We start from the raw sequence: 12361 nt of genomic DNA, 5'->3' as shown, positions 1-12361 counted from the left end.
CGCCACCCGGATCCGGGCGCGGGCGGTCGTCAGCCGCGCCCGCCGCAGGCCGCGGAGACACCGGCCAGGGTCTGGGCCGCCGCCAACTCGGCGTCGAGCGCCGCGTCCCCCAGCAGGTCCGGGTCGGCGGGGTGGTCGATGCCGAGCACCGTCACCGGGCGGCCGTCGGCCGGGGTCAGCGTCAATCGGGCGCCGGGCGCGAACCCCGGAGCGGGCTCGGGCGGTACGACGCCCGCCGCCGCCAGCGCACGCAGCGTCGCATCCCAGCCGGCCGGGCCGAGCGCGACGATCACCCGCACCCAGCGGCCCACCTCGGCGTACTCCCCGTCCAGCCACGACGCGTCGCCGACCGCGGAGACGATCCGGGTCCCGAACAGGTGCTGGCCCGGCGCGCGCAGCCCGGTGGGCCGGGAGGCGACACCGATGCGGTGCAGCGACCCGGCGATCCGGTCCTCCGCGGCCGGGTCCGGTGCCGGGTCCACGATCAGCAGCTTGGGCAGGGTGTCGCCGTATCCGGGCACAATCGTCGACATGAGCCCCATTGAACCCGATCCGGTGCTGATCGACGCGGCCCGCACCGCGGCCAGGGTGGTGGTGTTCTCCGGGGCTGGCATGTCCGCAGAGTCCGGCGTGCCCACCTTCCGCGACGCGCTCACCGGGCTGTGGCAGCGGTTCGACCCGACCGAGCTGGCCACCCGCGGGCGTGGGAACGTGATCGCGAGCTGGTGTGGGCCTGGTACCAGTGGCGCAGCACGCTGGTGCGACGGGTCCAGCCGAACGCCGGTCACCGCGCCGTGGCGGACTGGGCACGGTTCGCCGAGCTGGCCGTGGTCACCCAGAACGTCGACGACCTGCACGAGCGGGCCGGCTCGGACGTCGCCGCGCACCTGCACGGCAGCCTCTTCGCGCCGCGGTGCAGTGCGTGCGGAACGGCGGCGCACGTCGACGTCATTCCGGATCGAGAACCGGTGGAACGTCTTTCGCCACCCGAATGTGCGGCGTGCGGCGCGGCGGTTCGGCCGGGCGTGGTCTGGTTCGGCGAGCCGTTGCCGCAGGCGGCGTGGGACGTCGCGGAGGGTGCCGTCGAGGGGTGCGACCTGATGGTGGTCGTCGGCACCTCGGGGATGGTGTACCCGGCGGCAGAACTCCCGGCGCGGGCGGCCGCGTCGGGTGCGACAGTGGTCGAGATCAATCCGGAGCCAACCGAATTGACCGCCGTGGCAACCCATTGCTGGCGGGCCACCGCGGCCGAGGCGCTGCCGGCGCTGGTGGCGGCCTGTGCTCCGACCGGGCGCTGACAGGCGGCTTCGTCCTAGAAAGTCCGCAGCGCCTCACGACTGAGTTGGTAACCGTGCCCGGAAACCTCGTTGGCGCAGAGCAATCCGCCCTCGGTGCTCAGGCAGCCGAAGTCGCCCATCCGGATACTGCTGCCGTAGGGCAGCACCTTGCTGCCCCGGGTGACCAGCGGTCTGGGCAGACACACGCCTGCGGCGACGCCCTCGTCGGTGAGCATCGCGTAATCGGGGAACCACTGGCACGGCTCCTTCGCGTCTTCGGGTTTGGCCGAGGACGGATAGGTGTGGTCCCTGACCTCGCACAGCAGCACGGTCGGCTCCTTCGGCGTCGAGCAGCGGATGTTGCCGCTCGGTGTCGTGAAGTGAAATCCGATGGTGGCGCGGCGGGGGAGGAGTCGGTCTCCTTCGCGTCGTGGTAGGCCTCGGGGTCGACCGGGGACCCGGCGCCGATCCGGGCGGCGTCGGTTGCGGCAGCCGGATCAGGCGGGCGCGTCGGCGCAGGCCCTCTGGAGGTGGCGGGGGTGCCCCAGTCCTTGGCGGCGACCGCAGTCCCCTCGATGCCCGCGCCGCCGCATCCGCTGACCGCCGTGCCGATCGCGACTACGCCGAGGACGCGCAGGAGGGTGGGGGCACATGCGAGGAAGCGTCGCGGCATCGGTCGACTATCTCAGATGATTTCGTGCCGCTGCGCGGTGTGCTGACGGCACAATGTCCCGATGCCATTCTTCTCGGGGGTCAGCGGGCAGATTCACTATCGACATTGGCCGGTGCCGGATCCGGTCGCCGTCATGGTGTTCCTGCACGGGTTGGGCCAGCACAGCGGTAACTATCACCGGTTCGGTCGGGCCATGTCGGCCGAGCACATCGAGGTGTGGGCCCTCGATCACATCGGCCATGGTTTGTCGGAGGGTGACCTCGGGGTGATCGGTCCGCTGCCAGGACTGGGCGCCAATGCCCTGCGGCTCGCCGCGATCGCGGAGGAACAGCGTCCGGATCTGCCGGTGGTCGTGATGGGGCACTCGCTCGGCGCGGCCGCGGCGCTCGCCGCGATCGAGGTGGAGCCGACGAGGTTTCGCGCGGCGGTGCTCAGCGCACTGCCGCGCGTCATCGCCTCGCGGCCGCCGATCGCCACGCGGCTGCCGATCCTGACCCTGCACGGCGTCGACGACAGGATGGCGCCGATCGACCCGGTCCGGTCGTGGGCGGCGGCACTGCCGTCCGCCGCGCTGCGCGAATACCCGGACGCCGGTCACGATCTGCTGCACGAACCGGTGCAGCGGGTCGTGACTTCCGACGTCGCGGCCTTCGTGCTGGGTACCGTTCAGGAATGACACCGGACCAACACCTCGAGACGCTGCGAACCGAGGGCCTGCGGCTCGCCGCGATGCCCGCGGCGGCGCTCGACGCCCATGTCCCGACGGTGCCGGGGTGGACCCTGGAGCGGGTCGTGCGGCACACCGGGCGGGTACACCGATGGGTGCGGACGACGCTCGCGGCGGGGCCGGGAGCCGAGTTGCACGGGGCCGGTCAGCCAGAGTCGCTGCCCCGCGGCCCGGACTGCCTGCCCGCATATCGGGAATCCCTCGAGCAGCTCCTGGCCGAGATCTCCGCCCACGATTTCGACCGCGGCGCACCGACGTTCGCGGGTCCCGGCACCGTGGGGTTCTGGGCGCGCAGGCAGGCCCACGAGGTCGCGGTGCACCGGGTCGACGCCGCCGACGCGCTGCACGCCGCGGGTGGCCCCCGCCGGAGGACATCTCCGCGGAGTCGGCCGCGGACGGCGTCGACGAGTGGGCCCGCCTGATGCTGGTCCGCGCCATGCCAGCCGATCGGATCCCACCGGAGCTGCACGGCAGGACCGTGCACCTGCACGGCACCGACACCGACGATGCGGAATGGCTGCTGCGGTTCGGACCCGAGGGGGTCACCGTCGAGGCCGGGCACGCCAAGGGCGATGTCGCGGTCCGCGGCACCGCGCAGGAGCTGCTGCTTACGATGTGGCGGCGACGACCGCTCGCGGCGCTCGAGGTGTTCGGCGATGTCACGGTGGCGCAGCGGCTGGTGGACGCGGCCCGGATCTAGCCGAGCGAGCGCGGAGGTGGAACCGCGTCGGGCGCGTGTGCGTCCAACCGGAACAGGGGCACGTAGTCGGGGACGGACGGTTGATCAGGATGCGATGGAATCTCAGCTCGGATGAGTTCGACCATGCCTGGCGCGAGGCCGGACTAGACCGGTTCCCGTACCCGCTGGAGGTACATCGCAGCGGCGACGACAGTGCCGCCCACGCGCAAGCGCTGTCCGATTGGTACGAGGGCTACCGCTCCGCGGAGCTCGACGTGGCGTTGGGGATTCTCGCGAAACCGTCCGTGCGGGTGGAGATATTCGGGGTGGAGGGCGGCGCCGCCGTCAGCGATGGCCGGCCTGCCGCGGTCAGCGACGGGCGGCTCGCCGCCGAATGGGATGGGCGACCCGCAGCCGTGGTCCGGGTGCTGGGGTGCGCGAGCGAGCGCACCTCCGTTGTCGTCGCGCAGCGCCCCGGCCCCACCGCGGACACGGGTGGGGACCTGGCGATGTGTCTCGGCGGGGTGGACACGCTGGCCCAGCGCATCATGGACATGCTGCCGGGGGCCGAAGCGGGTGGCGGGCGGGCGATGAGGGCTCCGGTGTCCGAGGTCCGCGGCGGACGCCGGTCCTCACTCCTGGTACCAGTGCGTTCGGCAACCACGGCGGCCCGGATCCGAGCGCTGCTCGATCTGCCGCGTAACGGGGTGGGGCAGGTGACCGTGACCACAGGAGTCGACCAGCCCGCGGCGTCGGCGAGCCGGGCGTTCAGCTGGATCGACGTGAGCGGTGACGGTCGGTACCTGGTGCGGACCGAGTCCGCGGTCGAGATTCGGCCGCTCTCGGTCGCCGACTTCACCGCGGAGTTGCGCGCGGATCTGCCGGCGACCTACTGAGTCGGATCAGGTCATGATGACCGCGTCGGCCGAGCCGAACGCGAGCGCGAGGTTGTTGAAGAAGGTCGTCACCGGGTCGTACACGAGTACGTCCTGCGGGTTGAGCATCTGGCAGTCCTCCTTGAAAACGAATGGGTCGTCCCCCGATCGGAGGGACGACCCATTCACTCATGGCCGGGGCTCGCTCAGGTGTAAATGGCCTCGATCGCCGTCGCGAATTCCTGGTGGATGATGTTGCGCTTGAGCTTGAGGGTGGGGGTCAGCTCGCCGGTCTCGACGGTGAAGTCGACATCCAGGATGCGGTACTTCTTGATCTGCTCCGGGTTGGAGACCTTCTTGTTCCCCTCGGCGACCGCGGCGTCGATCTCGGCGACCAGGTCCGGGTGCTTGACGATCTCCGAGATCGCGATGTCCGCGGCGATGCCGTTGCGCTCGAGCCAACCCGGCAGCGCCTCGGGGTCGATGGTGATCAGCGCACCGATGAACGGCTTCGCGTCGCCGACGACCAGGCACTGGCTGATCAGGGCGTGGGCGCGCAGCGCGTCCTCGAGCACGGCCGGGGCGACGTTCTTGCCGCCGGCGGTCACGATGATCTCCTTCTTGCGACCCGTGATCGAGACGAAGCCCTCAGAGTCGATCGAGCCGAGGTCACCGGTGTGGAACCAGCCGTCGCGGATGGAATCCGCAGTTGCCGCGTCGTTGTGCCAGTAGCCGTTGAACACGACCGGCCCCTTGACCAGCAGCTCGCCGTCCTCAGCGATCTTGGCCGCGTGCCCGTTGATCGGCTTTCCGACAGAGCCGACCTTCTGGGCATCCGTGGTGTTCACGGTGATCGCGGCGCTGGTCTCGGTCAGGCCGTAGCCCTCGTAGATCGGGAGGCCGATGCCACGGAAGAAGTGGCCGAGACGCGCGCCGAGCGCCGCGCCGCCGGACACCGCGCGGTCACACTCGCCGCCGAGCGCAGCCCGCAGCTTGCCGTAGACCAGCTTGTCGAACAGGGCGTGCTTGAGCTTGAGCCCGAGGCCCGCTCCGCCGGTGTCCTGGGCCTCGCTCCAGGCGATGGCGGTGTCGGCGGCCTTCGCGAAGATCTTGCCCTTGCCGCCGTCCTCGGCCTTCTGCTTGGCGGAGTTGTACACCTTCTCGAACACGCGGGGCACCGAGAGGATGAAGTTCGGCTTGAACGCCGCGAACTGCTCGAGCAGGGTGCTGATGTCGGCGGTGTGGCCGACGGTCACCTTGTTGTCGAAGGCGCCGAAGGAGATGGCGCGGGCGAACACGTGCGCCAGCGGCAGGAACATCAGGGTGCTCTGGCCCTCGTACATCGCGTCGTTCAGTGCGATCTTCACGGCCTTGGATTCGGCGTAGAAGTTCGAGTGGGTGAGCTGGACGCCCTTGGGGCGGCCGGTGGTGCCGGAGGTGTAGATGAGCGTGGCGGGGGAGGAGGCGTTCACCTGTCCGCGGCGCTCGTGCAGTTCCTCGTCGGTGATGGCGGAGCCGCGGGCGGTGAGCTCGTCGAGGGCTCCCGCCTCGATCTGCAGCATCTCCCGCAGCGCGGGGGCGGCCTCGGCGACGTCCTTGACGGTGGCGGCGTGCTTCGCGGTCTCGACGACAAGCACGGAGGTGGCGGAGTCCTCGAGGATCCACTGCGCCTGGTCGGCGGAGGAGGTCTCGTAGATGGCGACGGTGCAGCCGCCCGCAGTCCAGATGGCGTAGTCCAGCACGACCCACTCGTAGCGGGTGGCGGACAGGATGGCGACGCGATCGCCGAGTGCGATGCCGGAGGCCATCAGGCCCTTTGCGACACCCTTGACCTGCGTGGCGAACTCAGCCGCGGTGACGTTGACCCAGGTGCCGTCGACCAGTCGCTTGAAGGGAACGTGCTGGGGGCTCTCCTTCTCGAGGCGGAACACCGTATCGGCCATGGAGATGTCTTCCGGGATGGAAAACGACGCCGGAACTTCGAACTCTCGCACTGTGACCCCTCCAGGTACTACTGACGTGTGGAGTGTGCATTGGATCACATCCGTGGTCGGTATGCACTCTCAAGCTTGTCCGAATTGCGAGGGTTAGCCTCGCTACGGAGTTTTACGTGTAACCCCAAGTCTCGTGATCTGCGGGTTTTTCGCCGGGTTGAGGTGAAGATCACGTGGCGAGCAGGTCGGTCACCTCCTGGTCCGTCAGCTGGTGGAAATCCCGGTAGGCGCCGCCGACACCGCCTAGCCAGCGCGGGACGAGCGGGCAGATCACCTCGTCCGCCTCCCTGGTCAGCCGTGCGACCGCCTCCTCGGAGGAGACGGGCACCGCGACCACCACGCGGGCGGCCCCGTCGGCCCTGGCCACCCGGCACGCGACCGCCGCCGTCGCCCCGGTGGCCATGCCGTCGTCGACGATCACCACGGTCCGGTCGCGCAGCGGGATCCGCCCCGATCGCCGCGCAGCACCCTGGCGCGCCGCTCGAGTTCGCGGCGCTCCCGCGATTCGACGGTGGCCAGCCCGAGCGGGCTCATCCCGGTCTGCGCGAGGACGTCGTCGTTGAGCACCCGGATGCCCCCCTCGCCGAGCGCGCCCATCGCCAACTCCGGCTGCCATGGCACTCCGAGCTTGCGGACGAGGATCACGTCGAGTTCGCCGCCGAGTTCGTGCGCGACCTCGGTCGCGACGGGCACCCCACCCCTTGGCAGCCCGAGCACGAGCGGGTCCGCGTCGCGCAGGTGGCCGAGCGACTCGGCCAACGCGCGACCGGCTTTCGCGCGAGTCTCGTACAGCATCCTGTCTCTGACGCTACGCCGCTCGAGCGCCTCCGGCGCCCGTGCGCGTGTTTCACCCCAGTCGGGGTGAAACACGCGCACAGTTCGCGGGCCGGGTCGAGGGACCTAGCGCTCGGTGATGCCGAACCGGCGCAGCGCCAGTGCCGGGTTGGTCGCCCGAACCTGGGCGATCCGCTCGGCGGTGGCCTCGGCGCGCGCGGTTCCGACCTGATCGCCGAGCGACGCGAGCACCACGCCCATCGGGTCGACGATCATCGAGTTGCCCGCCCCGGTCCTGGCGCTCTGGTCGGCGGCGGCGACGTAGATGGTGTTCTCGATCGCGCGCGCACGCACCAGCGTGGTCCAGTGGTCCTCTTTCATGGGCCCGGGCACCCACTGCGCCGGCAGCAACAGCACGTCCGCGCCCGCGTCCACGATCCGCCGAGTCACCTCAGGGAACCGCAGGTCGTAGCAGGTCTGCATGCCGAAGGTGAGCCCGTCCACCTCGAAGGTCGCCGGATCGTCGATCGCGCCGGCCCGGAAGAACTCCGACTCCCGGTAACCGAAGGCGTCGTAGAGGTGGAGCTTGCGGTAGACGGCCGTGATCCGGCCGTCAGGGGCCGCGGCGACAAGGGTGTTGGAGACCCGGTCGTCGCCGTCGAGGGCCTCGTTGATGCCGGCAATCACGTGCACGCCGAACTGGCCGGCGATCTCGAGCATCCCGCCGACGAACGGTCCGTCCAGTGGCTCGGCCGCGGCGAGGATGCGTTCGTCCGTCGGCGGCGCCGTGAACATGGCGTACTCGGGTGCCACCACGACGTGCGCGCCCCGCGCCGCGGCCTCGCCGACGAGGTTGCGCAGTGTCAGGTGGTTCTCCCGCTTGTCCTGTCCTGCGGAGAACTGGGCAACGGCGATCTCGACCATGGCACGAGTATGGCCCAGCCGGCGGGCGCGACGCAGGCGCGCCCGCCGGTGTGCCTATGTGGTGGAGGTCAGGTTCCCGTCCAGGTAGGCCTGGTAGGCGGGCAGATCCAGCATGCCGTGCCCGGACAGGCCGATGACCAGGACCTCCGGCTCGGTCAGGCCACGCGCGTACTCGGCGCAGGCGGCGATCGCATGGGCCGACTCGGGTGCGGGCACGATGCCCTCGGCGCGTGCGAACAGCACGCCCGCGGCGAACGAGTCGGTCTGGTCGACGGCCTGGCCCTGCACGTAACCGAGCTCGACGGTGTGGCTGAGCAGCGGCGCCATGCCGTGATAGCGCAGTCCGCCTGCGTGGATCGGGTCAGGGACGAAGTCCTGCCCGAGGGTGTGCATCTTCAGCAGCGGCGTCAGGCCCGCGACGTCGCCGTGGTCGTAGCGGTACTCGCCCTTGGTGATCGATGGGCAGGCGGCGGGCTCGGCGGCGACGATGCGCGTGCGGGCCCGGTCGTGCAGTACCTCACGGATGAACGGGAACGCGAGCCCGGCCAGGTTGGAACCGCCACCGGCGCAACCGAACACCACGTCCGCGTTCTCCTCGCCCGCGGCACGCAGCTGCTCGACGGCCTCGAGGCCGATCACGGTCTGGTGCAGGACCACATGGTTGAGCACGCTGCCGAGGGCGTAGCGGGCGTCGGGGTCACCGGCCGCGACCTCCACTGCCTCGCTGACCGCGATGCCGAGCGAGCCGGGGGTGTCGGGGAACTCGGCCAGCATTTTGCGCCCGGACTCGGTGAGATCCGAGGGGCTCGGATGGACGGTGGCGCCGTAGGTCTCGATGAGGTGCCTGCGGTACGGCTTGGAGGCGTAGGAGGCGCGCACCTGCCAGACCTCCAGCTCGATGCCGAACTTGGCGCACGCGAACGACAGCGCGCTGCCCCACTGGCCTGCGCCGGTCTCGGTGGTGATCTTCTTGACCCCGTCCTGGGCGTTGTAATACGCCTGCGCCACCGCGGTGTTGGTCTTGTGGCTGCCGACCGGGCTGACGCCCTCGTACTTGACGTAGATGCGGGCCGGGGTGCCAAGCGCCTTCTCGAACTCGCGGGCCCGGATCAGCGGCGCCGGGCGCCACGTCTTGTACACCTCGCGGATCGCCTCGGGGATCTCGATGTACTGCTCGGTGGCGGCCTCCTGTGCGATGAGGGCGCTCGGGAACAGTGCCTCGAGGTCGGCGGGGGTCACCGGTTCCCGGGTACCCGGGTGCAGGTGGGGCGGCGGCGGCACGGGGAGGTCCGCCGCGATGTTGTACCAGTGGGTGGGGATCGGCGTCTGCTCGGGCACTGTCGCTCCTAGTCGGATTCGGGCGAATGGGACGGGCACATTGTGATCAGCGGCCGCCGCGGAGCCGCGACCAGGGTGGCCGTGCGGCCCACGCCACTTATATCCTAGTGCTAGGATATGCGGGTGCCCGCAGACCTGACCGAATCCGAGGTGACCGTCCTCGGCCTGATCGCCGAGCGTCCGCGCCACGGCTTCGACCTCGAGAAGGTGATCGACGAGCGCGGCATGCGGCAGTGGACGCAGATCGGGTTCTCCTCGATCTATTACCTCCTCGGCAAGCTCGACAAGCGCGGCCTCATCGAGGAGGTGGCGGCCGAGGTCGGCGGACCCGGCCGACCCCGCCGGGTCTACGCGATCACCGCGGCCGGCCGCGCGGCCGCCGCGGAGCGGACCGCGCAGTTGCTCGCCGAGCCGTCCGCGACCGCCGCACCGGTGCTGGTCGGGATGGCGAACTGGCCGCTCATCCCGCCCGCAGAGTCGGTCGCCGCACTTCGGCGACGCTCGGACGCCTTGTTGCGCAAGCGCGCCGAGGTGCTCGCCGCGCGTGACGCCCAACAACCGCTACCGGATTTCGTCGAGGCCGTCTTCGAGTACTCGGTCGTGATGCTCGACGCGGAACTGAGCTGGGTCGCCCGGACCCTGACATCCCTTGAGAGGAAACGATGACCAAGCTGGACTTCAAGAAGCAGAAGGAGCTCTACTCGCCGGCGGCCGGTGACTTCGCATTGGTGGAGGTTCCGCCGATGTGGTTCCTCATGATCGACGGACACGGCGATCCGAACGTCTCCGAGGACTATCGGCTGGCGGTGGAGGCGCTGTACGCCGCCTCGTACGCGGTGAAGTTCGCGAGCAAGAAGAGGCACGAGGCCGACTATGTGGTCGGGCCGCTGGAGGGCCGGTGGTGGGCGCCGGACCCCGCCGTCTTCGTCGACCGCAGCAAGTCGGAGTGGTACTGGACCATGCAGATCCGACAGCCGGACTGGATGGCCGCCGAGGAGGTCGCGGCAATCCTCGCCGAGACGGAGTCCAAGAAGAAGCTGCCCGTCGTGGGGGAGTTGCGGCACGAACTGCTCGACGAAGGCCTGTCGGTGCAGATCATGCACGTCGGCTCGTACGACGACGAGGCGCCGACCCTCGAGCGGTTGCACACCGAGTTCATTCCCGGCCGCGGTCTCGAATTCAATGGCAAGCACCACGAGATCTACCTCGGGGACCCCAGGAAGTCGGCGCCCGAGAAGCTGCGGACGGTGCTCCGTCAGCCCGTCCGGCCGGTGTCGGCGACGGGCGCGACAAGGGCGTGAACGGGACTCCCGGCGGCGACGTACTAAACTCCTGGTGAGATGAGCGACACCGAGCACAACCCCGAGCCGGAAACCGACACCACCACCTTTGCCGATCTCGGCATCGATGAACGGGTGCTGCGGGCACTCTCGGACGTCGGCTACGAGTCGCCGTCGCCGATCCAGGCCGCGACGATCCCGCCGCTGATGTCCGGAAACGACGTCGTCGGACTCGCGCAGACCGGCACCGGCAAGACCGCGGCGTTCGCCGTTCCGATCCTTTCCCGCATCGACACCGAGCAGAAGCGGCCGCAGGCGCTGGTGCTGGCGCCGACCCGCGAGCTCGCCCTGCAGGTTGCCGAGGCGTTCGGCAAGTACTCGGCGCACATCCCGGGACTGCAGGTGCTGCCCATCTACGGTGGCCAGGCCTACGGCGTGCAGCTGTCCGGGCTGCGCCGCGGCGCACAGATCATCGTCGGCACGCCGGGCCGGGTGATCGATCACCTGGAGAAGGGCACCCTCGACCTCTCGCACCTGGACTACCTGGTGCTCGACGAGGCCGACGAGATGCTCAAGATGGGCTTCCAGGACGACGTCGAGCGGATCCTCGCCGACACCCCGGAGTACAAGCAGGTGGCGCTGTTCTCGGCGACCATGCCCGCGGCGATTCGCAAGATCTCCAAGCAGTACCTGCACGACCCGGTCGAGATCACGGTCAAGACCAAGACGTCGACCGCGCCGAACATCACGCAGCGGTACGTGCAGGTCGCGCACCAGCGGAAGCTGGACGCGCTCACCAGGGTCCTCGAGGTCGAGACCTTCGAGGCGATGATCATCTTCGTCCGCACCAAGCAGGCCACCGAGGACCTCGCCGAAAGGCTTCGGGCGCGGGGGTTCTCGGCCGCCGCCATCAATGGCGACATCGTGCAGGCGCAGCGTGAGCGCACCATCGGCCAGCTCAAGAGCGGCGCGCTCGACATCCTCGTCGCGACCGACGTCGCGGCCCGTGGCCTCGACGTCGAGCGCATCTCACACGTCGTCAACTACGACATCCCGCACGACACCGAGTCCTACGTCCACCGGATCGGCCGTACGGGCCGCGCCGGACGCTCCGGCGAGGCGCTGCTGTTCGTGGCGCCGCGGGAAAGGCACCTGCTCAAGGCGATCGAGAAGGCCACGCGCCAGCCGTTGACGGAGATGCAGCTGCCGACCGTCGAGGACGTCAACGCGCAGCGCGTCGCCAAGTTCGGCGACTCGATCACCGAGAGCCTGAACTCCGACAACCTGGCGCTGTTCCGGACTCTGATCGAGGACTACGAGCGCGAGCACGACGTGCCGCTCGCCGACATCGCCGCGGCCCTGGCCGTGCTCTCGCGCGACGGGGAGACCTTCTTGATGCCGCCCGAGCCGCCGGCGCCGCCGCGCCGCGAGCGCGAGCCGCGCGCGGAGCGCCCGCCCCGCAAGTTCGACGACACGCCCAAGTTCGGTCGGGAGGGGCAGGAGCTCGCCACCTACCGGATCGCGGTCGGCAAGCGGCACCGGGTGGCGCCGGGCGCGATCGTCGGCGCGATCGCCAACGAGGGCGGCCTTCGGCGAAGCGACTTCGGCCACATCAGCATTCGGCCCGATCACAGCCTGGTGGAGCTGCCCGCGGACCTCGCGAGCGAGACCCTCGAGGCGCTGCGGCGGACCCGGATCTCCGGTGTGCTCATCCAGCTGACCCCTGACCAGGGCCCGCCAGGGCAGCGGCCCCCGCGCGACGGCGGCAAGGGCAAGTTCGACCGCAAGCCCAAGCGCGACCGCTACTGACCACACAAGAA

12 protein-coding genes and 2 pseudogenes are annotated in these 12361 nt (G+C 70.0%); 8 read left to right on the top strand and 6 right to left on the bottom strand.

Going from position 1 to position 12361, the window contains the following annotated elements; genetic code table 11:
* Window positions 1-29 precede the first annotated feature (29 nt).
* Window positions 30-614, bottom strand: a complete 585-nt coding sequence (locus tag BTZ20_RS18790; protein ID WP_189636704.1) for a hypothetical protein — start codon at window positions 612-614, stop codon at window positions 30-32.
* On the opposite strand from BTZ20_RS18790, the pseudogene BTZ20_RS18785 reads away from it, so the two are divergent.
* A pseudogene (locus BTZ20_RS18785) lies at window positions 532-1298 on the top strand (SIR2 family NAD-dependent protein deacylase). The gene BTZ20_RS18790 and the pseudogene BTZ20_RS18785 overlap by 83 nt on opposite strands.
* Window positions 1299-1312: 14 nt before the next feature.
* On the opposite strand, the gene BTZ20_RS18780 reads toward BTZ20_RS18785, so the two are convergent.
* A complete protein-coding gene (locus tag BTZ20_RS18780; protein ID WP_317616102.1) occupies window positions 1313-1669 on the bottom strand; it encodes a DUF6636 domain-containing protein in 357 nt (118 codons plus the stop codon).
* A 342-nt stretch (window positions 1670-2011) separates the two neighbouring features.
* On the opposite strand from BTZ20_RS18780, the gene BTZ20_RS18775 reads away from it, so the two are divergent.
* From BTZ20_RS18775 to BTZ20_RS18765, 4 genes are all read left to right on the top strand, one after another.
* The gene (locus tag BTZ20_RS18775; protein ID WP_077042396.1) at window positions 2012-2626 is read left to right on the top strand and encodes an alpha/beta hydrolase; all 615 of its coding nucleotides are present in this window, start codon (window positions 2012-2014) and stop codon (window positions 2624-2626) included.
* Entirely contained in the window at window positions 2623-3099 is a 477-nt protein-coding gene (locus tag BTZ20_RS26375; RefSeq protein ID WP_083742751.1) for a maleylpyruvate isomerase N-terminal domain-containing protein, read from the top strand. The genes BTZ20_RS18775 and BTZ20_RS26375 overlap by 4 nt, the downstream gene beginning before the upstream one ends.
* Before the next feature lie 14 nt (window positions 3100-3113).
* Complete coding sequence (locus BTZ20_RS26370; RefSeq protein ID WP_262982496.1) at window positions 3114-3377, top strand: hypothetical protein; 264 nt, start codon at window positions 3114-3116, stop codon at window positions 3375-3377.
* Between the two features lie 89 nt (window positions 3378-3466).
* Complete coding sequence (locus BTZ20_RS18765; protein WP_077042395.1) at window positions 3467-4252, top strand: ESX secretion-associated protein EspG; 786 nt, start codon at window positions 3467-3469, stop codon at window positions 4250-4252.
* Between the two features lie 185 nt (window positions 4253-4437).
* Here BTZ20_RS18765 and BTZ20_RS18760 read toward each other — a convergent pair whose 3' ends face one another.
* From BTZ20_RS18760 to BTZ20_RS18745, 4 genes and pseudogenes are all read right to left on the bottom strand, one after another.
* On the bottom strand, window positions 4438-6225 hold the full coding sequence (locus BTZ20_RS18760) for an AMP-dependent synthetase/ligase (protein ID WP_077042394.1): 1788 nt from the start codon (window positions 6223-6225) through the stop codon (window positions 4438-4440).
* Window positions 6226-6394: 169 nt separating this feature from the next.
* Window positions 6395-7020 (bottom strand): annotated as a pseudogene (locus tag BTZ20_RS18755) (phosphoribosyltransferase).
* A gap of 105 nt (window positions 7021-7125) precedes the next feature.
* Window positions 7126-7923, bottom strand: a complete 798-nt coding sequence (locus tag BTZ20_RS18750) for a carbon-nitrogen hydrolase family protein (RefSeq protein WP_077042393.1) — start codon at window positions 7921-7923, stop codon at window positions 7126-7128.
* A 54-nt stretch (window positions 7924-7977) separates the two neighbouring features.
* The gene (locus tag BTZ20_RS18745; RefSeq protein ID WP_077042392.1) at window positions 7978-9261 is read right to left on the bottom strand and encodes a TrpB-like pyridoxal phosphate-dependent enzyme; all 1284 of its coding nucleotides are present in this window, start codon (window positions 9259-9261) and stop codon (window positions 7978-7980) included.
* Between the two features lie 123 nt (window positions 9262-9384).
* Here BTZ20_RS18745 and BTZ20_RS18740 point away from each other — a divergent pair, with 123 nt between their 5' ends.
* The 3 genes from BTZ20_RS18740 to BTZ20_RS18730 are packed head-to-tail and all read left to right on the top strand — an operon-like array spanning window position 9385 to window position 12350.
* Window positions 9385-9927 (top strand): PadR family transcriptional regulator, encoded by a 543-nt coding sequence (locus BTZ20_RS18740; protein WP_223263409.1) that lies wholly within the window; start codon window positions 9385-9387, stop codon window positions 9925-9927.
* A complete protein-coding gene (locus BTZ20_RS18735; protein ID WP_077042390.1) occupies window positions 9924-10562 on the top strand; it encodes a GyrI-like domain-containing protein in 639 nt (212 codons plus the stop codon). Before BTZ20_RS18740 ends, BTZ20_RS18735 begins: the two co-directional genes overlap by 4 nt.
* Window positions 10563-10601: 39 nt before the next feature.
* Entirely contained in the window at window positions 10602-12350 is a 1749-nt protein-coding gene (locus BTZ20_RS18730) for a DEAD/DEAH box helicase (RefSeq protein WP_077042389.1), read from the top strand.
* Window positions 12351-12361: the final 11 nt, after the last annotated feature.

Origin of the sequence: Rhodococcus sp. MTM3W5.2 (assembly GCF_001984015.1) — a bacterium.
GTDB classification, from domain to species: Bacteria; Actinomycetota; Actinomycetes; order Mycobacteriales; family Mycobacteriaceae; genus Rhodococcus_G; species Rhodococcus_G oryzae.
This window is presented reverse-complemented; position numbering and strand designations above follow the sequence as displayed.

Bases quoted from the DNA above. Each gene is read 5' to 3' on its own strand.
- BTZ20_RS18790 (WP_189636704.1), bottom strand. From the start codon at position 614: ATGCCAGCCCCGGAGAACACCACCACCCTGGCCGCGGTGCGGGCCGCG.
- BTZ20_RS18775 (WP_077042396.1), top strand. From the start codon at position 2,012: ATGCCATTCTTCTCGGGGGTCAGCGGGCAGATTCACTATCGACATTGG.
- BTZ20_RS26375 (WP_083742751.1), top strand. From the start codon at position 2,623: ATGACACCGGACCAACACCTCGAGACGCTGCGAACCGAGGGCCTGCGG.
- BTZ20_RS26370 (WP_262982496.1), top strand. From the start codon at position 3,114: ATGCCAGCCGATCGGATCCCACCGGAGCTGCACGGCAGGACCGTGCAC.
- BTZ20_RS18765 (WP_077042395.1), top strand. From the start codon at position 3,467: ATGCGATGGAATCTCAGCTCGGATGAGTTCGACCATGCCTGGCGCGAG.
- BTZ20_RS18750 (WP_077042393.1), bottom strand. From the start codon at position 7,923: ATGGTCGAGATCGCCGTTGCCCAGTTCTCCGCAGGACAGGACAAGCGG.
- BTZ20_RS18735 (WP_077042390.1), top strand. From the start codon at position 9,924: ATGACCAAGCTGGACTTCAAGAAGCAGAAGGAGCTCTACTCGCCGGCG.
- BTZ20_RS18730 (WP_077042389.1), top strand. From the start codon at position 10,602: ATGAGCGACACCGAGCACAACCCCGAGCCGGAAACCGACACCACCACC.